This window comes from Autumnicola musiva (assembly GCF_031846585.1).
Classification (GTDB): domain Bacteria; phylum Bacteroidota; class Bacteroidia; order Flavobacteriales; family Flavobacteriaceae; genus Autumnicola; species Autumnicola musiva.
Map to the genome: position 1 here is coordinate 86,691 of NZ_JAVRHK010000011.1, position 22,502 is coordinate 109,192.

18 protein-coding genes are annotated in these 22,502 nt (G+C 40.2%); 10 read left to right on the plus strand and 8 right to left on the minus strand.

The annotated features are described in order from the left end of the window. The first annotated feature begins 37 nt into the window (after positions 1–37). From RM539_RS14200 to RM539_RS14220, 5 genes are all read left to right on the plus strand, one after another. Positions 38–1,576, plus strand: a complete 1,539-nt coding sequence (locus RM539_RS14200) for a glycine--tRNA ligase (protein WP_311504077.1) — start codon at positions 38–40, stop codon at positions 1,574–1,576. 118 nt (positions 1,577–1,694) lie between these two features. Next, positions 1,695–4,682, plus strand: a complete 2,988-nt coding sequence (locus RM539_RS14205; protein WP_311504078.1) for a T9SS type A sorting domain-containing protein — start codon at positions 1,695–1,697, stop codon at positions 4,680–4,682. 97 nt (positions 4,683–4,779) lie between these two features. Further along, positions 4,780–5,541 (plus strand): exodeoxyribonuclease III, encoded by a 762-nt coding sequence (locus tag RM539_RS14210; protein ID WP_311504079.1) that lies wholly within the window; start codon positions 4,780–4,782, stop codon positions 5,539–5,541. Between the two features lie 6 nt (positions 5,542–5,547). Next, positions 5,548–6,501, plus strand: a complete 954-nt coding sequence (locus RM539_RS14215) for an OmpA family protein (RefSeq protein ID WP_311504080.1) — start codon at positions 5,548–5,550, stop codon at positions 6,499–6,501. 140 nt (positions 6,502–6,641) lie between these two features. Beyond that, positions 6,642–7,676: an NADP(H)-dependent aldo-keto reductase gene (locus RM539_RS14220; protein WP_311504081.1), complete on the plus strand. Its 1,035-nt coding sequence runs from the start codon at positions 6,642–6,644 to the stop codon at positions 7,674–7,676. A 2-nt stretch (positions 7,677–7,678) separates the two neighbouring features. On the opposite strand, the gene RM539_RS14225 is transcribed toward RM539_RS14220, so the two are convergent. From RM539_RS14225 to panC, 6 genes are read right to left on the minus strand one after another with little or no spacing between them, the layout of a single operon-like run. Next, positions 7,679–8,815, minus strand: a complete 1,137-nt coding sequence (locus RM539_RS14225) for a peptidoglycan DD-metalloendopeptidase family protein (RefSeq protein WP_311504082.1) — start codon at positions 8,813–8,815, stop codon at positions 7,679–7,681. A 44-nt stretch (positions 8,816–8,859) separates the two neighbouring features. Continuing rightward, positions 8,860–10,224, minus strand: a complete 1,365-nt coding sequence (radA, locus tag RM539_RS14230) for a DNA repair protein RadA (RefSeq protein ID WP_311504083.1) — start codon at positions 10,222–10,224, stop codon at positions 8,860–8,862. 15 nt (positions 10,225–10,239) lie between these two features. Further along, a complete protein-coding gene (locus RM539_RS14235) occupies positions 10,240–11,391 on the minus strand; it encodes an alpha/beta hydrolase (protein ID WP_311504084.1) in 1,152 nt (383 codons plus the stop codon). Positions 11,392–11,424: 33 nt separating this feature from the next. Continuing rightward, a complete protein-coding gene (locus RM539_RS14240) occupies positions 11,425–12,366 on the minus strand; it encodes a lysylphosphatidylglycerol synthase transmembrane domain-containing protein (protein WP_311504085.1) in 942 nt (313 codons plus the stop codon). Positions 12,367–12,394: 28 nt separating this feature from the next. Continuing rightward, positions 12,395–12,745: an aspartate 1-decarboxylase gene (panD, locus tag RM539_RS14245; protein WP_311504086.1), complete on the minus strand. Its 351-nt coding sequence runs from the start codon at positions 12,743–12,745 to the stop codon at positions 12,395–12,397. 8 nt (positions 12,746–12,753) lie between these two features. Next, entirely contained in the window at positions 12,754–13,605 is an 852-nt protein-coding gene (gene panC / locus RM539_RS14250) for a pantoate--beta-alanine ligase (RefSeq protein WP_311504087.1), read from the minus strand. Between the two features lie 110 nt (positions 13,606–13,715). On the opposite strand from panC, the gene RM539_RS14255 reads away from it, so the two are divergent. From RM539_RS14255 to RM539_RS14275, 5 genes are all read left to right on the plus strand, one after another. Beyond that, entirely contained in the window at positions 13,716–14,528 is an 813-nt protein-coding gene (locus tag RM539_RS14255) for a glycogen/starch synthase (RefSeq protein ID WP_311504088.1), read from the plus strand. 10 nt (positions 14,529–14,538) lie between these two features. After that, positions 14,539–16,122, plus strand: coding sequence for a BamH family beta-barrel-assembly machinery protein (bamH, locus tag RM539_RS14260; protein ID WP_311504089.1), 1,584 nt, complete (start codon positions 14,539–14,541; stop codon positions 16,120–16,122). A gap of 6 nt (positions 16,123–16,128) precedes the next feature. Further along, positions 16,129–17,976: a glutamine--fructose-6-phosphate transaminase (isomerizing) gene (gene glmS / locus RM539_RS14265; RefSeq protein ID WP_311504090.1), complete on the plus strand. Its 1,848-nt coding sequence runs from the start codon at positions 16,129–16,131 to the stop codon at positions 17,974–17,976. 266 nt (positions 17,977–18,242) lie between these two features. After that, positions 18,243–19,757 carry a F0F1 ATP synthase subunit beta gene (gene atpD / locus RM539_RS14270; RefSeq protein ID WP_311504091.1) on the plus strand — a complete coding sequence of 505 codons (1,515 nt, stop codon included), beginning with the start codon at positions 18,243–18,245 and terminating at the stop codon, positions 19,755–19,757. Positions 19,758–19,834: 77 nt separating this feature from the next. Beyond that, positions 19,835–20,122, plus strand: a complete 288-nt coding sequence (locus RM539_RS14275; RefSeq protein ID WP_311504092.1) for a hypothetical protein — start codon at positions 19,835–19,837, stop codon at positions 20,120–20,122. Positions 20,123–20,259: 137 nt separating this feature from the next. On the opposite strand, the gene RM539_RS14280 is transcribed toward RM539_RS14275, so the two are convergent. After that, entirely contained in the window at positions 20,260–22,032 is a 1,773-nt protein-coding gene (locus RM539_RS14280; RefSeq protein WP_311504093.1) for a M61 family metallopeptidase, read from the minus strand. A 46-nt stretch (positions 22,033–22,078) separates the two neighbouring features. Continuing rightward, entirely contained in the window at positions 22,079–22,219 is a 141-nt protein-coding gene (locus RM539_RS14285; protein WP_311504126.1) for a helix-turn-helix domain-containing protein, read from the minus strand. Positions 22,220–22,502 lie beyond the last annotated feature (283 nt).

Here is a 22,502-nt window from a genome sequence, read left to right on the forward strand (position 1 = left end):
TGATAAATATCAGGGAGGTTTTTTTATTTTTGCTTCTATGGCAAAAAACGACGATTTATTCAAAAATGTAATTTCACATGCTAAAGAGTATGGCTACATTTTTGCATCCAGCGAAATTTACGACGGTTTAAGCGCGGTTTACGATTATGGACAAAACGGCGCCGAATTAAAGAAAAATATCAAGGATTACTGGTGGAAAAGTATGGTGCAAATGCATCAGAATATTGTGGGGATTGATGCATCTATCCTTATGCATCCTACCACCTGGAAAGCTTCCGGACACGTAGATGCTTTCAATGATCCTCTAATTGACAATAAAGATTCAAAAAGGCGATACCGGGCAGATGTTTTGGTAGAAGACTATGCTGAAAAACTTCTCCAGAAAGCGCAAAAGGAAATTGATAAAGCCAAAAAACGCTTTGGGGAAGATTTTGATGAGGAGCAGTTTACTTCCACAAATCCGCGTGTGATGCGATATTTAGGTCAGCGGAAGGAAATACTGGAACGCCTGGGAAGGTCGCTTACCAATGAAGATCTGGCCGATGTTAAAGCCCTTATTGAAGAGTTGGAAATTGCCGATCCTGAAACAGGTTCCAGAAACTGGACCGAAGTGCGCCAGTTTAACCTGATGTTCGGAACTAAGCTGGGTGCATCAGCAGAATCGGCTACCCAGTTATATCTCAGGCCTGAGACTGCACAGGGGATATTCGTAAATTTCCTGAATGTTCAGAAAACCGGAAGGATGAAAATTCCTTTTGGAATTGCCCAAATAGGTAAAGCCTTCAGAAATGAAATTGTTGCGCGCCAGTTTATCTTCAGAATGCGTGAATTTGAACAGATGGAAATGCAATTCTTTGTGCGTCCCGGAGACGAGTTGAAGTGGTATGAACATTGGAAAGAAGTACGCCTTAAATGGCATTACTCCCTTGGTCTTGGGCAGGAAAATTACCGTTTTCATGATCACGATAAATTGGCACATTATGCCAATGCCGCAGCAGATATAGAATTTGATTTTCCTTTTGGTTTCAAAGAACTTGAAGGAGTTCATTCCCGTACCGATTTTGATTTAAAAGCGCACGAGGAACATTCAGGGAAAAAACTGCGTTTTTATGATCCTGAATTAAAGGAAAATTATGTGCCGTATGTAATTGAAACTTCTATAGGACTGGATCGTATGTTCCTTTCGGTACTTTCTGCAGCATTAAAGGAGGAAGAACTGGAGGGAGGAAGCAGCCGGACAGTACTTAAATTGCCGGCCGTACTTGCGCCAACAAAAGCAGCTATTTTACCCTTAGTGAAAAAGGACGGGCTGCCGGAGCTTGCGCAGGAAATTGTAGACGAATTGAAATGGGATTTTAAAGTGCAATATGATGAAAAAGATGCTATTGGTAGGCGCTATCGCCGTCAGGATGCAGCAGGCACACCCCTATGTATTACGGTAGACCATGATTCTTTGGAAGATAAAACCGTAACTGTAAGATTCCGGGATTCTATGGAACAAAAAAGAGTGAAAATCTCAGAACTTACAGCAATTATAAGAAAAGAGACTGATTTTAGAAACTGGCTTAAACTTTAATTAGTAATTAAATATTATCATTATTATTTGAAAGAGGCAATTATTTTTTAGTTGCCTCTTTGGCTTAAAATAATTCAGGATTACCTACTTTTAAGGCGCATTTGAAGACACTGCTGTTATGTTGAGAAATATATTTTTTCTTTTTATTCTTGTTTTTATTTTTCACTCTGAAGCTACAGCGCAGAAAAGAGAAAGATCCGGGCCAATATATGTTGATTCTGCCCGTGCAGTTCCCTCTTCACCCATTTCTAAGAGGAAACTGGTGCCACCATCTTCAGAATTTAAAATATATAATCCTCGTAACCGCGGAATCAATAAAGTGGTGCCGGGAAAGGGGCTTCCAAAAACTGAAGATCCGGCAGTTCAAAGCAAAAAAGGTAATATTCCTGCTAAAGCGCCTATTCTTTCTTATGAGGCGGTAAGTTCACGTTCCACTCCAACAGATCCAACGGGAGTTGCAGGGCCCAATCATTATTTAAATGCATGGAATTCTGCTTTTTCAATTTGGGATAAACAGGGAAATCAATTAATGGAGCCGGCTTCCCTTGCCAGTATTGGCGGTGAATTTGCCAATGAAACCCTGGGAGATCCAATTGTAGTTTATGATGAATTCGCAGATCGTTATCTTATTAGTCAGTTTAGCGATACCCCGGAAAGTTTTTTAATTGCTGTATCCAGAGGCCCCGATCCTTTAAACGATGGCTGGTACACCTACAGGTTTACCACCAACGAAGTATTACCCGATTATCCAAAAATTTCAATCTGGGGAGACGGTTATTACATCACCACGAACAAAAACTCAAATACGGCAGATGAAAGTCAGGTGATTTATGTGGTGGAGCGGGATCAGATGTTACAAGGCGAAGTGGCCGGCATAGTTTCCTTTCCATTACCGGGAATTCAAACCAACGGCTTTTACAGTCCCGCCGGTTTACATGCTATAGGAGACATTCCTCCTCCCCGTGGAAATTCACCAATTGTTTTCATGCAGGACGATGCCTGGGCCGGAGTGGCACAGGATCATTTAAAAATTTGGCTGGTGAATATTAATTGGGAAGACCCGGTAAGTTCTACTATTTCTGAATCTCAGGAGTTAGGGGCAGCACAGGGAGTTTCACCTTTTTCGGCTACTTTTGACGGTGGAGCTTTCAGCAATCTTTCACAACCTGGCGATGCACCCGAAATTGATGCACTACAGGCCACCATGATGTATATGACCCCCTACAGGAGGTTTAATGGATATAATTCAGTAGTGATGAACTTTGTGGTAGATATAGATTTTACTGCTGCAGAACATGCCGGAATACGCTGGTACGAACTCCGGCAGCAAGATGAGGGTGGGCCGTGGTCTGTTTACCAGGAAGGAACTTATGCTCCGGATAAGAGTGACAGGTTTAGCGGTAGTATAGGAATAGATGAAATGGGAAATATAGGTTTGGGTTTTACTATTCTTGATGACAGCCCGGAGAATCCTATATATCCATCCATACGTTACACTGGCAGATATGCCGGTGATGAATTAGGTATAATGACACTCGAGGAACAAAGCATTGTGGAAGGTGAAGATCCAGACCCCAGCAGCAGGTATGGAGATTATGCCCATCTTACTGTAGATCCTGAAGATAATGTTACCTTTTGGCACAACGCCGAATATTTTGAGGGGATACAGCGTAAAAACCGGGTAGGGGTATTTAGAATTGCTCCCGAAGATGAAAATGATATAGGTGTAATTTCTTTGGTTACACCGCAGGATGCCAGCCTTGGAGATGCTGAAGAGATTTCTGTGAGGATTAGAAACTTCGGAGAAAATGCGCAATCCGGTTTTCCGGTGAGTTATACTATAGAAGGGGAAGAAACTGTGACTGAAACTTTCACACAAACTATTCCGGCTACTTCTTCCACAGAATTTACATTTACACAAACGGCCGATTTTTCTGAAGTGGGAGAAACCTATGAGGTTACTTTTGTCACAGGGCTGGTTAATGATGAGAACCCTGATAATGATACTTTAGTTAGCGAAATAAGAAACCTGCCGCCAAAAGATGTTGGGGTTACTTCTATAGATGTTCCGGTTACCGGCCAGGATTTAACAGACAGTGAAGAAGTGGTAATTACTATTGAAAATTTTGGAGGAGAACCACAATCTGATTTTCCGGTTTCTTATCAAATTGGTGATAATTTTAGTGTAACCGAAACTTTTACGGGAACTGTAGGAGTTGGTGAAAATGAGGTTTATACTTTTAGCCAGCAAGCCAGTATTGAAGCTTCCGGCAGGTATAGGGTTGTGGCGAGCACCCATCTTCAGGACGATTTTAATCCCACGAATGATCCCGAGGTAAAGTCTATCGCTAATCTTAATTGTATTCCTGAAGGCTCAGATTGTTCTTTTGGCGACGGACTTTTTTATTTTGAACTTGCCAATGCTTTGAATGAACGTATTCCTTGTGATGACGGCTATATTGATTTTATTAGCCTCACAGCAGATTTGGATCGTTCTGAGGATAATTTTACAGTAACGGTTAAATCCATTTTTACACAAACCGGACAAAATGATGAAAAATTTTCAATGTGGATAGATTTTAATGATAATGCCGTTTTTGAAGATGATGAACGATTAATCACTTCAGTAGTTATTCCTCAAGCCAATACTCCTGTTTCCGAAGATTTCTCCATACCTGGAAATGCGCCATTAGGACAGCATTTATTGCGTATAAGGGCAGGGGACACTTCTTATGAGGGTGATCTTAATGCTCCATGTGATGTAATGGAATATGGAACCACCCACGATTATTCTGTTAATATTCGTGACAGCAGCCTGGATATTGATGATTTTATCCTGGATGAGGCTGAATTAAAAGTAATAAGCATGATGCCCGGGGAAGAAGGCAGCAGGATATACCGTGCACGCCTTGAAGCCAATTTTGAAGCGCCCCTGCGCATTACTGTACATGATATGCTGGGCCAGAAATTAATTGAAAATAGTATGAACTTCAATGGAGAGGCATATACTTATACTTTTGATATGTCTTATGCGGCAAAAGGAGTTTATCTTCTTCGTGTGGGCACCCGGGAAGCGGGTAAAGTCAAACGATTTATAGTAAGATAATCTTTTAAATCCTGATTTTTAAAAACCATAATTAATGCTTTCCGGTTGAAATTGGTATTTCTTCGGGATAGGCTTATTTTTGAGCAAAATCATTTTAATGAGAATTATTTCCTATAACGTAAACGGTATTCGTGCCGCGGTAAGAAAAGGTTTTTTAGACTGGCTGCAACAGGCAAAACCTGATATTGTATGCCTGCAGGAAATAAAAGCACAGCCTGAACAGCTTAACCTGGAAGAATTTGAAGAAGCCGGCTATCCCAATCATTATTGGTATCCGGCAACTAAAAAAGGCTACAGCGGGGTTGCAATTTTAAGCAAAACCCAGCCAAAGAATGTTGCTTATGGAACCGGTATAGATTACATGGATCATGAAGGCAGGAACATTCGGGCCGATTTTGAGGATTTTTCAGTCATGAGCTTATATCTCCCTTCTGCCACTAATATCAAACGGCTTGAACACAAGCTGCAGTATATGGCAGATTTTCAGAAATACATAGATGAGCTAAAACTGGAAATTCCAAATCTTGTAATCTGCGGAGACTATAATATTTGCCATGAAGCTATAGATATTCACGATCCGGTGAGGTTAAAAAATGTTTCCGGATTTTTACCGGTAGAGCGGGAATGGATAGGTAATTTTTTAGATAGTGGCTTCGTAGATTCCTTCCGGCACTTTAACGAAGAACCGCACCAGTATTCCTGGTGGAGTTACCGTGCAAATGCCCGTAATAATAACAAAGGCTGGCGCATAGATTATAATTTAGTGGCCCGGCCTTTACAAGAAAAGATGAAACGTGCCGTTATATTACCGGAGGCATATCACAGTGATCATTGCCCCATATTACTTGAACTCGAATAACAAAATATGATGAAAAAATCTTTTCTTTTACTAGTTACAATGTCTTTAATGCTCAGCTCCTGTGTATCTTCAAAGGTATATGACGAGCTGGAAAGAGAACATGCCGATCTTACCCGTGAAAACAGGGAGATGGCAGATGAAATAAGGGATTATGAGAAGATGCAGCAGGAGTATGAAAGCCTTCAGGAGGAACATGCAAATCTTACTGCTGAAAGGGACAATTTAAGTGAAGAGCTTTCTAGCCTTACTTCAAAATATGAGAAACTGAAAAATTCTTATGATGCCCTGGAGCAGAACAGTTCCGCAGCAATTGCTGAAAACTCCAGACAAAACCGGGAACTGCTTGCACAATTGGAGGAAAAAGAAAGCACTTTGGCTGCCGAGCAGACACGTCTGGAAAAACTTCAGAAGGATTTGCAGGCACGCTCCCGGCGAATAGATGAGCTGGAAGGCCTTATAGCTGCAAAAGATGCCAAAATGAATGCCCTTAAAAATGCCATTTCAAAAGCATTGACCAATTTTGAAGGAAAAGGATTAACTGTAGAGCAACGAAACGGAAAGGTTTATGTTTCTATGGAGAATAAATTGCTTTTTGATTCCGGAAGTTGGGCGGTAAATGCTGAAGGTAGAAAAGCTGTACAGCAACTTGGGCAGGTATTAGCACAAAACCAGGATATTGCGGTGCTTATTGAAGGCCATACCGATAATGTGCCTTATGGTGGCAGCGGCCAGTTAAAAGATAACTGGGATTTATCCACCAAAAGGGCAACGGCAATAGTTCAGATTTTAAAAGAAAATAACAATATTGATCCTCAAAACCTTACTGCTGCGGGAAGGGGAGAATACGCTCCTGTAGCCAGTAATGATACTGCTGAGGGCAGGGCAAAAAATCGCAGGATAGAAGTAATTCTTACTCCCAAACTGGACGAGATTAATAAACTCCTGAATGAAGCAGAATAATAGAGGATTTAGGAAACTTCTTCTGCAGGGTTTTTAAAACCCTGCAAGTGTGAATACGTGCTTAGGCTAAAGAAAAATTGTAGAGAGTCCGGGGAATTAATGATATAAGAACCCAATAGGTCTTTCAGAAAAACGAAAAAATGAAATACACAAAATTACCCAATACCAATATAGAAGTTAGTAAAATATGCCTTGGTACAATGACATGGGGCCAGCAAAATACCGAGGCTGAAGGGCATGAGCAAATAAATTATGCCCTGGAGCAGGGGGTGAATTTTTTGGATGCAGCAGAAATGTATCCTGTACCCGCAAAAGCTGAAACACAGGGAAGAACCGAGGAAATAATTGGCAAATGGCTGAAGAAAACAGGAAAAAGGGAAGACATTGTGCTGACTTCCAAAATTGCGGGTCCCGGAGATATGGTTTCCCATATTAGGAAGGATCTTGGATTTCATAAAGCGGCTGTTCAGGAAGCCGTGGATAATAGTCTAAAGCGACTGCAAACAGATTACCTGGACCTTTATCAGTTACACTGGCCGGAACGGCAAACCAATTTTTTTGGAAAAAGAGGTTATACCTATGAGCAGGAGGAATGGAAAGATAATTTTAAAGAAGTCCTGGAAAATCTGGATGCAATGGTGAAGGCTGGCAAAATACGCCATATTGGCCTGTCTAATGAAACAGCCTACGGTTTGATGCGTTTTCTTGAAGAAAGCAAAAAGAACGATCTTTCAAAAGTTATAACGGTTCAAAACCCTTATAATTTGTTGAACCGTAAAGATGAAATAGGCCTCACAGAAGTTTGTCACCGGGAAAATGTTGGTTTGTTGCCATATTCCCCGCTTGGAATGGGCACCTTAACCGGTAAGCATCTTAACGGGATTAAAGAAAACACCCGTCTGGCTCTGTTTCCGCAGTATAAAAGATATTCCGGAGACCAGGCTGTGGCGGCTACCAAAGCATATAAGGAAATTGCAGTTAAATATGATTTAAGCCTTACTCACCTTGCTCTGGCTTTTGTTAATCAGCAGCCTTTTGTGACGAGTAATATTATTGGAGCAACAAATATTAAACAGCTTTCTGAAAATATTGAAAGTATAGATGTGGTTCTTTCCGAAGAAATTCTGGAGGAAATAAATGAAGTACATGAAGCTATTCCTAATCCGGCTCCATAATATTATATGGGAGTTACCAGGCTCTGATGGATAAAAGAGGCTTTTTTCTGCGGAGTCCTTACGTGATACCAGTCATTTGATTTTCCTAAAATATTTAAGGTGTCACTGGCTTTAGAGGAACCAATAATCCTTGAATTGGATGTGGTGGGTTTATTCCGCAAGTTAGCCCTTACGGCCGTGGTTAGAATTTTATGCGGAATAGCTGAGGTTAATTCCTCTTCACTTTCAATATTCTTTGGCTGAAAAACATACTTCAGCGGATTGATAGCACCTTCAAAGTTTCTGTAAATTCCAAAATGAAGATGTGGTGGAGTGGTTCTGGCGTTGCCGGTGTTACCTACAAACCCTAAAGTGTCGCCGGCTTTTACGCTACCGGGAAGGGGATTTATACTGTCCAGGTGAGCGTAATAAAGGGATTGACCGCGACGGCTGTCTCTAAGCCACACCTGTTTCCCGCCAAGGCCTTTTTCACCGGTATAGGTTATTCTTCCGGAAGTAGCTGCGAGTACAGGGGTACCGCGATTGGCGAAAATGTCTATTCCTTCATGGTTACGTGCGCCGCCATCGCGTTGATCTCCCCAAAAACTTTGTATGGATTCATTACGTCCCGAAGCTACAGGAAAGGTATATACCGGAGCTTTGGTCATTTTCAGTAAAAATGCAGAATGTGCTTCTATTGCCGGTTGAAGCACCACTTTATATTTCCCTTCAGATTCTGCTTCAAAATTGAAAGTTTTCTCTCCAAAAGACGCACTTTCCACTTTTTTGTACCTGTTAATGCTGTCGCCGGTTTCCCGGTACATATCTATAAAAACAAGTTCTTTAAGCGAATCGGTTTTTATTTTAAGCTTAAAAAGCTCACCGGGGGCAAGGTCTACTTCGTAAGAATAAACAGGAAAAGTGCGGGGGAGAAAAAGGCCTTTTTCCTGATAAGGTACTTCTACCTGCACACTATCCTGTAACGCCAGCTCTACCTGATTTTCCCAAAGCCGGAAAAGACTATCTGAGACATTAAAATCTCTTTTGTATATAACTTTGGCAGATGGATTTGTAATATAATCTGAAGCTTTATTTAACTGGGAGCAACTTATAGTTACCAGCAGTGCCACCAAAATACTCAAAACCTTCAAATACTGCATATGTTTTTCTTTTTCAGCACATTATTAGCACGAATTGTGCCAGATTATCCAAAAAGATGACTCACTACATCTTCCATTTTAGCTAATTTAATAATCCTTATTTGATAATTTTTAGCCGGCACTTTACTTTGTTTGGAAATTAATATGATGGCAAAGCCGAGTTTTTCAGCTTCAATAATACGCTGTTCTACACGGGTTACAGGACGAATTTCCCCGGCTAAGCCTACTTCGGCAGCAAAGCATACATCTTTTGGTACCGGAATATCTTCATTTGAACTTAAAATTGCAGCCACAACAGCAAGGTCTATAGCCGGATCGTCTACAGAAATTCCGCCGGTAATATTCAGGAAAACATCTTTTGCTCCCAGTTTGAATCCGGCCCTTTTTTCCAAAACTGCCAGGATCATATTCAGCCTTTTAGCATTATAACCGGTGGTAGAGCGTTGCGGGGTGCCATAGACGGCCGTACTTACCAAAGCCTGGATTTCTATCATAAGCGGGCGCATACCCTCAAGGGTGGCGGCAATGGCGGTGCCGCTTAAATCTTCATCGTTTTTGGAGATAAGAATTTCAGAAGGATTGGTGACTTCCCTTAAGCCACTGCCCTGCATCTCATAAATCCCGAGTTCATGCGTAGAACCAAAACGGTTTTTATGGGCACGCAAAATTCTGTAAACATGGTTGCGGTCGCCTTCAAACTGAAGAACAGTATCTACCATATGTTCCAGTACCTTTGGTCCGGCTATACTTCCTTCCTTGGTAATATGGCCAATTAGAATCACCGGGACCGAACTCTCCTTGGCAAATTTTATAAGTTCGGCTGTACATTCCCTGATTTGTGAAATACTTCCCGGGGAACTCTCAATATAATCGCTGTGTAGGGTTTGTATGGAGTCTATAATAACCACTTCAGGAGATATTGCTTCTATTTGCCTGAAGATATTCTGAGTTTTGGTCTCGGTGAGGATATAGCAGTTGGCGGGATTTGGATCTATACGCTCCGCACGCATTTTTATTTGCTGCTGGCTTTCTTCTCCTGAAACGTAAAGCACTTTATATTTAAACTGAAGGGAGATTTGGAGCATCAATGTACTTTTTCCAATTCCCGGCTCACCCCCAAGCAAGGTTAATGAGCCTGGCACGAGTCCGCCACCCAAAACCCTGTCTAATTCATTGTTTCCCGTTTTCCATCGGTATTGCGGGGCATTCTCAATTTCAGCAATTTTTAAGGGTTTTGAAATTCTCTTTGCTTCTTTTGCGGCGGGAGATTTCCAGTCCTTGGCGTCAGGCTTTTGAACAACTTCTTCTACAATGGTATTCCACTCTCCGCAGGATGTGCACCTGCCCTGCCACTTTGAATATTGGGCGCCACAATTCTGGCAATAAAAAGAGGTTTTGACTTTAGCCATTTTTCTATTTTCATGCTAATAACCGAAATCTCTTTTAATTGCATTGGCTTTTTCCATCATAAAATCAACGGTTAAAAAAGCAATTTTTTGTTGTCCATATGCATTTTGATAGGTGCGCATGGCTTTTTTTGGGTTTCCGGTTTCTTCTTCATAACGGGCCTCAAAGTAGGTGGCCAGCATGGTACGCGGGAAGTTATCGGCGGCCAGCTTACTAAGTTCTTTATATTCGTCCCAGCGCCGGGTTTTTTCTATTGCCTGGTGAATGGCCATAAAGTCATTTATTCTTATTTGCTTTTCTATTCCGAAGAGATTATTTATGCTTTCATATCTGTCCTTAAGATAGGCAGTGGGGGAGACAGAAGTTTGCAGCAGAACTTCATTAAATTCTTTTTGAGAAATGGGCCTGTATGCCTCAAAAATACTTTCCATAGCTGAAGGAATAGCTTTCCCCACCAGGGAATAATGAGTGGCGTGTTCAAAATTTTCAAATTTGAAAGAAACGAGCTCATTATTTATCCCTTTTAGCTGATTGCTGAATGAAAATATACTCTCTTGTAACTGTGGAATGTCCTCACTGCCGGTGGCCAGGTAATACCATTTTTTAGACTGGGCCGTAGCAAGGGCACTGGTGACCCTGTTTGCCATTTCGGGAGCAAGGTCCGGGCTTAAATTTATATATCCCTGGAAAACAGGGTTTGGCTTTAGCAGGTAATAATTGATAAAATTTGAAGTAAAATCATGGCCAACTATAATCCTGAAAGTAGAGGTTCTGTATTTTTCATCAATTTTATTCAAAAGCTCCATTCCCAGGAATTCGAAAAAAGCAGCACCTTGTTTAGCAGGTAAAAATTGCCTTTCATCGTAAGAAGCATCCTGCCGGCGTGTACCATCCTGGTTAACTCCTATAACTATCATTTCCGGGATTTCCTCCCAATATGAGTAATAATCGGCTATTCCTGCAACGGGTTCAAATAAATAATCCCCGTCCAGTACAATTGCAACAGGATAACGCTTTTCTTTGTTTTCCTCGTAATTTCGGGGGAGTTGTATTTTAATTTCCCTGTCTTCCTGGAGTTTCAAGGAAGAAATTGTTTCATAAATAACCTGAGCAGAGCTTAATACGGGGCATAGTACAGCTACTGTAAATAGTAGTAATTTTTTTATCATAGGTGTAGGTGTTTACCGACACAAGATAGGTATTTATTTCTTCTGATTTAAAACAGGCAAGAAAATGAAGGATAAACCACCCAATATTAGGACGAGAAAGGTTTGTGTTGCCCATACAATCCAGCCGAAAGCTTCGCCGCCCTGTTTTGAAATTCCGTAGACCATAAGAACGGCACCAATGGCAACGGGGTAAACTCCAATACCACCGTTACTTGCCGAAACGGCAAAAGATCCTACCACAAAGGCTGCCATTATTGCTCCCAGGCCTGCGTTGGCCATTTCGGGTATAGTGAAAATTATTACGTAAAACATAAGAATGTACATTACCCAGATAAAAATGGTATGAAAAATAAATGCCCATTTTTTCTTCATCTTTAAAATACTCCGCATTCCTTCCAGCAGTCCTTTTGCCATATTTTTAATTTTGACAGCTATCTTCCAGGTGGATCTTTTAATAAATTGTAGCACCAGAACACCTGCAGTAATAAGCAGCAGCAAAATACCAATACTAAGTATGGGGTTTATATTACTGGCTTCAAAATGAGAGAGTAAAACTTCAGTCTGGATAGCAAGGGTAATCAGAACAATAATCAGCAATACCAGGAGATCTGCAATTCTTTCTGAGATAATAGTACCAAATCCTTTCTCAAACGGCACTTTTTCATAAGAAAACAGTGTTGCCGCCCGCAGCATCTCGCCAGACCGGGGAATGCCAAGATTAGCAAGGTAGCCGGCCATTACCGCCATATAGCTATTTATAAACCGCGGTTTATAACCTAGTGGCTCCAGGAGGAATTTCCAACGATAAGCGCGTGAAAGGTGGGAAAGTGTACCAAGAGAAAACGACAGGAGTATCCAGAGTGGATTTGCCGTTAGAATATTATTTATTAATTCTTCCCGTTCCTGTGGGGTAGCGCTTTGTATTGAATACCAAATTAAAAAAACACCCAGGGAAAGTGGGAGTATAATTTTCAATAATTTGATTAATTTCTGCTTCAAAAGGCTAAGAGAGAAGGTTTGTTTCTTCATTAGGGAACACCAGGGAAGGCTTAAAGCTTTTTGCTTCCTCAAAATCCATAACAGCATAAGTGATAAGGATTAAAATATCTCCTTTGGCCACTTTTCTTGCTGCAGCTCCATTCAGGGTGATTTCCCCAGAATTTCGCGGGCCGGGAATTACATAGGTTTCCAGTCTTTCACCATTATTATTGTTAACAATTTGTACTTTCTCGCCTTCAATAATATTGGCGGCGTCCATAAGGTCCTCGTCAATGGTAATGCTGCCAATATAATTTAAATCGGCACCTGTAACTTTAACTCTGTGAATCTTAGACTTTACTACGTGAACTTGCATTTGCAGAATTAATTATTTAAAGGCATGTTATCAATTAACCTAATATCATCGGCATAAGCGGCAATAAAAGCTCTGTATTGATTCCCTTTTCGTTTTCGATTAATTTTTTTTAATGTTTTGGTGTTGGCAATTTCAAAATATTCCAGCTTAAGGAATGGATAATTTTGAAATTGGTTTTCAACCCACCGGGTGACATATTCTGCACTTTTTGTGCCAAACATCTCCCTGGTTTTCAGCAGGGTTTGGTAAATGAAAGCTGCTTTTTCCCGGTGTACTTTACTTAGTCGTTCATTGCGGGAGCTCCTTGCAAGGCCGGAATCTTCCCTTAAAATAGGGCAACCAATAATTTCAACGGGAAGCTGCTGTCTTTCAGTTAATTTTCTGATAATCTGTAATTGCTGATAATCTTTTTCGCCAAAAAAGGCCTTATGAGGTTCAATAATACTAAAGAGAAGTTTGATAACAGTACCTACACCATCAAAATGCCCGTTTCGGAATCTTCCTTCCATTACCTTTTCCAGGCCTTCAAAATTGAAATGTTCTGAAGTTACACGCTCACCATACAATTCCACGGCATTAGGGGTGAAAATTATAAGATCTTCATGTGCTTTTTTCAGAAGTTCAAGATCTTTTTCCAGCGTACGGGGATATTTATCCAGATCTTCAGGATTATCGAACTGGGTTGGATTAACAAAGATGCTTACCACCACCTGGTCACTGCTCCTTAAGGCTTCCTTTACTAGTGAGAAATGGCCCTCATGGAGCGCTCCCATAGTAGGGACCAGCCCAATGATATTTCCCTCAGATCGAAGTGTATTCAGAGTACGTTTTAAAGCTTCTTTTTCCTTAAAAATCTGCATTTTATTATAAAATTAACAGCGTGCAAACTTAAGATATTACTAGCAATCTGCATAAATTTTTGTAATTTTGCGTGTTTTTTATTCGCAATCGCATTTAAAGCAAAGATTTTATGAAAGATAAGAGAGTATTGTACGTCTCCTCTGAAGTTATACCCTACCTGCCTGAAACCGAAATTTCATCAACCTCCTTTGAAGCCGCAAAAATGGTTAATAATGCAGGTGGTCAAATTCGTATTTTCATGCCAAGGTTTGGGAATATCAATGAGAGGCGGCACCAATTACACGAAGTAATAAGGCTTTCAGGAATAAATCTGGTGATAAATGATCTGGATATGCCGCTGATAATAAAGGTGGCGTCTATTCCAAAAGAAAGAATGCAGGTTTATTTTATTGATAATGAAGATTATTTTAAAAGAAAGGCTACTCTTACCGATGAAGACGGAAATCTTTTTGATGATAATGATGAAAGGGCGATATTTTTTGCTAAAGGGGTAATTGAAACCGTTAAGAAGCTAAACTGGTCTCCGGATATTATTCATGTTCATGGCTGGTTGGCATCTCTGCTGCCACTCTACTTAAGGAATTACTATGGGAATGAGCCTTTGTTTGGTGATGCAAAAATAGTGACCTCTATTTACAATCAAAGCTTTGATAATACGTTGAATACAGAGATGCAGGAAAAAGTCCTGTTTGACGGGATGGAAGATAAAAGTGTAGAACATCTTGAAGAGCCCAACTATGTAAATCTAATAAAGACGGCAGTAGATAATTCTGATGCCATTATTATTAGTGGGGACGAGGTTCCCGATGAATTAAAAAATTATGTAAACAGGCTCAATAAACCAGTTCTTCCTTATAAAAACAGAGAGGAGTTTGCTCAGGCTTATCAGGATTTTTATGATACCAAAGTCCTAAAACAGTAAATTACAGCTAATGAATTTTAAAAGGTTAATGGTAAAGATAACAACATTATCTGTTGTTGTTTTTTCTTTTTTTGCGTGTGACGAAGATTACAGTACCGTGGGTGGCGAAGTTATAGAGAATCCTACCAACGTGGAAATGTTAGAGACAGAAGTTACCGCATGGTCTAAGAAATTGGATACAGTTCAAACCAACAATCAACCGGCTTATCTATTGGGAGCGTATAATAACGAATTATACGGTTTAAGTGAGGCAAGCATTACTGCTCAACTTTCTCTTACAACCGCTAATCCCAATTTTGGAACCGAACCGGTACTGGATAGTGTGGTGCTAAGAATACCATATTTTAGCTCTACGGTAGAAGGTTCCGAAAATGATGAGGTGGAATACGCACTTGATTCTATTTATGGCAACCCTGCTTCACCAATAAAATTAGCAGTCTATGAATCTGGATATTATCTGAATGATTATGATCCCGATTCTGGATTTGAAGACAGGCAGCAATATTTTTCTAATCAACAGAATCTGATTGAGCAAAATTTAAGAGGTGAGGAGTTGTATCAAAATGATAATTTTGTGCCTTCAAACCGTGCAGTTGTGTCTTATGAACCGGCTGCCGATGCTGAAAGTGATACTGTAGTTTCGGCACCAGCTTTGAGACTGCAGTTGCCTGTGGAATATTTTCAGGAAAAGATTCTGGACAGGGAAGGTGATGCGGAATTATCTAATAATTCTAACTTCAGGAATTACCTTAGAGGGCTTTTTATTAAAGCAGAAGCCGTAAATCAGGCCGGACATATGTCGTTACTTAATTTCGGCAGTAGTGATGCGGGAGTAACGCTTTATTATAAACAGCTCCAGGAAGTTGAAGGAGAGGAAGACACGTTGGTAAGAAGCAGTTATAGATTTACTTTAGGAGCTAATATTGTAAATACCTTTGAAGGAGAATATCCTGATGAAATTCTTCAGAATATTCAGCAGTCCAATTCAGAATTGGGGGCAGAGAACCTTTACCTGAAAGGTGGGGAAGGCAGTATGGCCATTATTGAGCTTTTTCAAAATGAAGGGGAACTGGAGCAGTTAAGGGAAAATAACTGGCTTATTAATGAAGCCAATCTTAGCTTTTATGTTAATCAGGCTGCGGTAGAAGGCATAAGGGAGCCGGAGCGCATTTATTTATATAATCTTGAGAATAATACCATTCTGGTGGATTACAGTTACGACACCGGTACTAATGCAGCAGATCCTTCAAATTCTTTAACCAGTTTTTCTTCGAGGCTGGAAAGAGATGCAGACGAGACTGGTGTGAGGTACACTGTACGTCTTACCCAGCATGTAAATAATATTCTTAATGAAGATGCCGATAATGTAAGATTAGGACTGGTAATAGTGCCAAACATTAATAGTGTGGTTCTAAGAAGCAGTAACGGTAGTATATCGGGTCCTTACCAGTCCGGTGTTAGAGGTGGAGAAGTAGAAACTGTTCCTGCAGTTTCTGTACTTTCCCCGGAAGGAACCGTATTATACGGTAATCTGGCCGATGATGAAGAAAAACGATTAAAGCTCAGAATCTATTATACAGAAACAAACCAGTAGAAAATTATGTGTGGAATTGTAGGATATATTGGACACAGGGAAGCATATCCCATTGTTTTAAAAGGACTGCAGAGGCTAGAATACCGTGGCTATGATAGTGCAGGTATTGCATTATTTGATGAAGGGGAACTGAAATTATGCAAAACAAAAGGTAAGGTTTCAGATCTTAAAGAAAAAATGGAAAGCTCGGTAGATACGAGCGGAAATGTGGGGATAGGCCATACCAGGTGGGCCACACACGGAGAGCCTAATGATACCAATTCTCATCCTCATTATTCCAATTCGGGAAATCTTGTAATTATTCATAACGGGATTATTGAAAATTACGATACCCTCAAGAAGGAATTGAAAACCCGTGGCTACACCTTCAAAAGTGAAACAGATACCGAAGTACTTGTAAATCTTATTGAAGATGTTAAGCAAAAAGAAAATGTGAAACTTGGTAAGGCTGTGCAAATTGCCTTAAATCAAACTGTGGGTGCCTATGCTATTGCAGTTTTTGATAAAAATAAGCCAGATGAAATTGTGGTTGCCCGCTTGGGTAGCCCGTTAGCTATTGGGATTGGGGAAGATGAATTTTTTGTGGCATCAGATGCCTCACCGTTTATCGAATTCACCAATAACGCTATATATCTTGAAGATGGTGAAATGGCGGTGGTACGCCGCAACAAAGAGGTGAAGATCAGGAAGATTAAGGATGACTCTCTTGTAGACCCTTATGTTCATGAGCTTCAAATGAACCTTGAGCAGATAGAAAAAGGTGGTTTTGACCATTTTATGCTGAAGGAGATTTATGAACAGCCTAATGCCATAAGTGATACTTTTAGGGGTAGAATGCTTCCTGAAAAGGGCATAATAAGGATGGCCGGAGTAGATAATAATATCGAAAGGATTTCCAATGCTAAAAGAATTATAATCGTAGCCTGCGGAACTTCATGGCACGCCGGTTTGGTGGCAGAATATATTTTTGAAGAACTTGCCAGAATTCCCGTAGAAGTGGAATATGCTTCAGAATTTCGTTACAGAAATCCAATAATCTCTGAAAAAGATGTGGTTATAGCCATATCCCAAAGTGGGGAAACAGCCGATACTATGGCGGCAATACAATTAGCCAGGGAAAAAGGAGCTTTTGTATTTGGAGTTTGTAATGTTGTAGGCTCTTCCATATCGAGAGAGACCCACGCCGGGGCTTATACACATGCCGGGCCTGAAATTGGTGTAGCTTCAACAAAAGCATTTACTACACAAATAACTGTGCTTACCTTAATGGCGCTCAAATTAGCCAAGCATATGGGCACAATTTCTAATTCAGATTTCCAAATGCATTTGCAGGAACTGGAAAGGATTCCGGATAAGGTGCAAAAGGCATTAAATTCTGATGAACATATTAGAAAAATAGCAGATATTTATAAAGATGCCACAAACTGCCTGTATCTTGGTAGGGGTTTTAATTTCCCTGTAGCGCTGGAAGGTGCTCTTAAATTAAAGGAAATATCATATATTCATGCTGAAGGCTATCCTGCGGCAGAGATGAAACATGGCCCAATTGCCTTAATAGATGAACAAATGCCTGTTGTGGTTATTGCTACCAGGAAAGGATATTATGAGAAGGTTGTGAGCAATATTCAGGAAATAAAGTCCCGAAAGGGTAAAATTATAGCAATCGTAACCGATGGTGACACTGAAGTTAGGGAATTGGCAGACCACGTAATTGAGGTGCCGGAAACAATGGAGTCTATGAGTCCTTTGCTTACCACTATTCCGCTTCAGCTGCTTTCTTACCACATAGCAGTAATGCTTGGTAAGAACGTAGATCAGCCAAGGAACCTGGCAAAATCTGTTACTGTGGAATAATTGATAGTATCAAAATTTATAAAAATCCCTTTTCTGTAAAAAGTGAAGGGATTTTTTTTGATTTTTTCCGAAGATAAACACTTATAAAATATTCCTGAATCCGGGTTTGTGATTGGGATAAAAAAGTTATTTATTGTGCTCTATGATTTTATAAAGAAAAAACTATCTTTGCAGCCTGAAAATGGCTGTTTTAGGTTTTACGTTATTATAAGTCAAGCCAATAGATTTTTTCAGATTTTGAATATTAAACAATAAAGAATTAGATAATGTCTAAAGTCACAGGTAAAGTTGCCCAGATTATTGGTCCTGTAGTTGATGTTGTGTTCGACTCAGAAAACACTGAATTGCCGAGAATCTACGATTCTCTTGAAATTGCAAGAAAAGACGGTTCCATTTTGGTGCTAGAGGTACAGTCTCACATTGGTGAGGATACTGTAAGAACAATTTCAATGGATTCTACAGATGGTTTGAGCAGAGGAGTTGAAGTGGTTGCTACAGGTGCTCCTATCCAGATGCCGGTTGGTGGTGATGTTTACGGCCGTTTGTTCAATGTAATTGGAGATGCAATTGATGGTCTTGGGAATCTTCCAAAATCAGGAAAAGATGGTCTTTCAATTCACCGTGAAGCACCAAAATTTGAAGATTTATCTGTTTCTACTGAAGTTTTATTTACCGGGATTAAGGTGATTGACCTTATTGAACCTTATTCCAAAGGTGGTAAAATTGGTCTTTTTGGAGGTGCCGGGGTTGGTAAAACCGTACTTATCCAGGAACTTATTAATAATATTGCAAAAGGTCACGGTGGCCTTTCCGTTTTTGCCGGAGTTGGTGAAAGAACAAGAGAAGGTAACGACCTTTTAAGAGAGATGCTTGAATCGGGAATTATTAGATACGGAGATGATTTTATGCATTCTATGGAAGAAGGCGGTTGGGATCTTCAGAAGGTGGATAAGGAGGCCATGAAGGATTCAAAAGCAACATTCGTATTTGGTCAGATGAACGAACCACCCGGGGCACGTGCTCGTGTGGCACTTTCAGGATTAACGATAGCTGAATTTTTCCGTGACGGAGCGGGAGAAGGGCAGGGGAAAGACGTTCTTTTCTTTGTAGATAATATTTTCCGTTTTACACAGGCAGGTTCCGAAGTGTCTGCACTTCTGGGACGTATGCCTTCTGCCGTAGGTTACCAGCCAACACTTGCCACTGAAATGGGTGCGATGCAGGAACGAATTACTTCTACTAAAAATGGTTCTATTACCTCGGTACAGGCGGTTTATGTACCTGCAGATGACCTTACTGACCCGGCACCAGCAACAACTTTTGCCCACCTGGATGCAACAACGGTACTTTCTCGTAAAATTGCCGAACTTGGTATTTATCCTGCGGTAGATCCCTTGGATTCTACTTCAAGGATCCTTACACCTGAAATATTAGGGAAAGATCATTATAACTGTGCACAAAGGGTGAAGGAGCTTCTTCAACGATATAAGGAATTACAGGATATCATTGCAATTCTTGGTATGGAAGAGCTTTCTGAAGAAGATAAGCAGGCGGTATCACGTGCAAGGCGTGTACAACGTTTCCTGTCTCAGCCTTTCCACGTAGCCGAGCAGTTTACAGGACTTAAAGGGGTGTTGGTAGATATTAAAGAAACTATCAAAGGCTTTAATATGATTATGGACGGAGAGCTTGATCATCTTCCGGAAGCAGCTTTTAACCTGAAAGGAACTATTGAAGATGCTATAGAAGCCGGAGAAAAAATGTTGGCTGAATCCAAATAGCAGGTAGTGCTCAGTAGGCGATATTTTAAATTTGCCTGTTGCTCTTACTGGTTATTGATAATTGATAACTGAAAAATATGTATTTAGAAATAGTAACTCCTGAAGCAGTGGTTTTTGAAGCTGAAGTGGACGCGGTAAAAGTGCCTGGACATGATGGTGAATTTCAAATGCTGAATAATCATGCACCTATAGTTTCCACTCTTACAAAAGGTGACGTTAAAATTAATCTTGCAGCTGGTGCCGAAACTGAAAAATTCAACAAGGATATCAGGAAATCATCATCAGAAACAAATGTGCTGTATTACACTATACAGGGCGGAGTTCTTGAGTTAAAAGATAACAAAGCAATTATTCTGGCAGATTAATCTTGAGGAAATTGCTCATCATAAAAAAGCCTGTTGTGATTTTTACGCAACAGGCTTTTTTTTGTCACTAAATTTTATCAACCTTTTAAGACCGGTATTGCGAGGCGATAGCCGAAACAATCTGTTCCGCTTGATTTTTATTTTTCTGAAAGCCATTTTTTTCTGGCAGCTTTTGTTAAAGCCGAAGCATTTTCATCAATTTTGATGATATAGGTAGGATTTGGCTGAAGTTTTACTTCTGCTGTTCGTTCTGTTCCATAGCTGGAGACAGTGACTTCAAAAGTATCGCCGGGTTCAAAATTCGAAATTTCACCTTCCCAGGCTTCTTTAGTGCTTATTTCTGTAGAATTTATTGCTACAATTTTATCCCCTTCATCTAATCCCGCAATATATGCGGGTGTTCCTTTCATGGGGCCTTTGCTAATTACAAGTCCTTTTTCTGAATCGCGTACAGATGCACCAAAATATGCCTGATCAGTTTGTTGGGATATTTCCAGTCCTACGGTATTAAATAGGTTTTCATAATTCGGCATCTTACTGTCATAAATATAATTGCTGAAGAATTGTGAAGCGAATTCTTTTCCGGCATATTTGCCTAAAATTTCCTTCAAATCATCAATGGTGTACGGAATTTCCGGTTCGCCGTAGGTTTCCCAAACCAGTTTCATAAAATCGTCAAGATTAAGCTCTTTTTCTCTTAATTGAAGGTCAAGTGCGAGACCGAGAATACTTCCGTAGGAATAATAAGAAACAAAAGTATTCTGGCGGTTTACCGGGTCTACCGAAGTTGCAGCATCTACAAACGGCGCCTGATAGCTCATTTCTATTGGGTTGAAATATTCCAGCGCAGGAGAATTCCATACATAGTTAAACGTGCCGTTAAGGCTGTTTACGTATTCTTCAGGAGTGGTGATTCCGGCGCGACAAAGAATAAGGCCGGTGTAATAACTTGTAAAACCTTCAGCGAACCATAGGGCGCCGCTCATATTGGCCTTTTCAAAATTAAAGGGTTCAAGGGACTTTGGTCTTATTCGTTCCACATTCCAGGAGTGGAAAAATTCATGGGAAACGGTTCCGATGTTTCCTTTCATTCCGCCTTCGCCCAAACTTTCAACATCGGTAAGTATGGTGCTGTTGCGGTGCTCCATGCCATCCCCGGAAACATTTGGCATATAACAGGCCAGGAAGGTATATTCCCCAAAATCATATTTAGGTAGTTCTCCATAAACCGCTTTTTCCTGCGTCACGATCTTTTTCACCTGTTCCCAGTACTGGTCAAATTCCTGATCTGTACCGGGATGGTGCAGTACAAAGCGGATGTTTTGCCCATCAACCTGATATTGCCGCAGATCAAAATTGCTGATTTCTGTAGGGCTGTCCATAAAATAATACAAATTTGGCGCAAAATATTTGTTGCCGCTAATATGCTTCAGCTGGGTGGCAATTTTCCAGTCGGGATGCCCTGTTGTATTAAAATTGACTTCTACAGGGCGCTGCTTTAATTTTTCGGAATAAATAAAAGTGGCGGGAATGTTAAGATGAGCGTGGGTTAAATCTATCTGCGTGTAAGTACCATCTCCACGGTTTGCAAAAAGTGTATATTCAATATTCACAGTGCCATCATGACCGGAAATTTTCCAGGAATAGGGATCGGGCCGGTTCATTTTAAGTTCTTCACCTTTGCTGTTGGTAGCTTTTACTCCATAAACATTCTTTATAAATTCGTGAAGCGCATACCTTCCGGGGGAAGTTCGGCTCACTCTTAAAGTGAGAACTTCCGATCCCAGATTGGGAAAGCTGGCTTTAATATTAGCTTCATGATGTACAGCGTTTTCAAAAGAAATATTATAAGTAGTGGTCTGGCTAAAACAAGCTACAGAACAAAGCAGGAAAGCAAAAAATAGGCGCATATTGTGATTTTTGACGGTAAATTAAAAATAATATCAGAAATGCCAGTTACTCTTCTTCAGTATATTCTAAAATATCCCCGGGCTGGCAATTTAGCGCATTGCATATACCTTCCAGAGTAGATAAACGTACAGCTTTGGCTTTTCCTGTTTTTAATATAGAAAGGTTGGCCCGGGTAAAAAGTAATATGAATTATTAATATTCATAATTTATTTATTGAATGTTCGTATTTATTCATAAATAAGAAATCTGCATCGAGTACCAGACCTCACGGGTTTTGAAACTTGTAAGATCTATCGTGTCGAGAACCTTGTACTAAGAATTTGAATAGGAGAAGGTTTTAAACATCATATTATTGTTTCCGGATATTCATAAATTATTTTTTCTGAAATTAAGTTTTAGAATATTTGATTCTGGAGATATCATAGAAAATACTTATGATTTTAAGAAATTTGATGATAATAATCTGCCG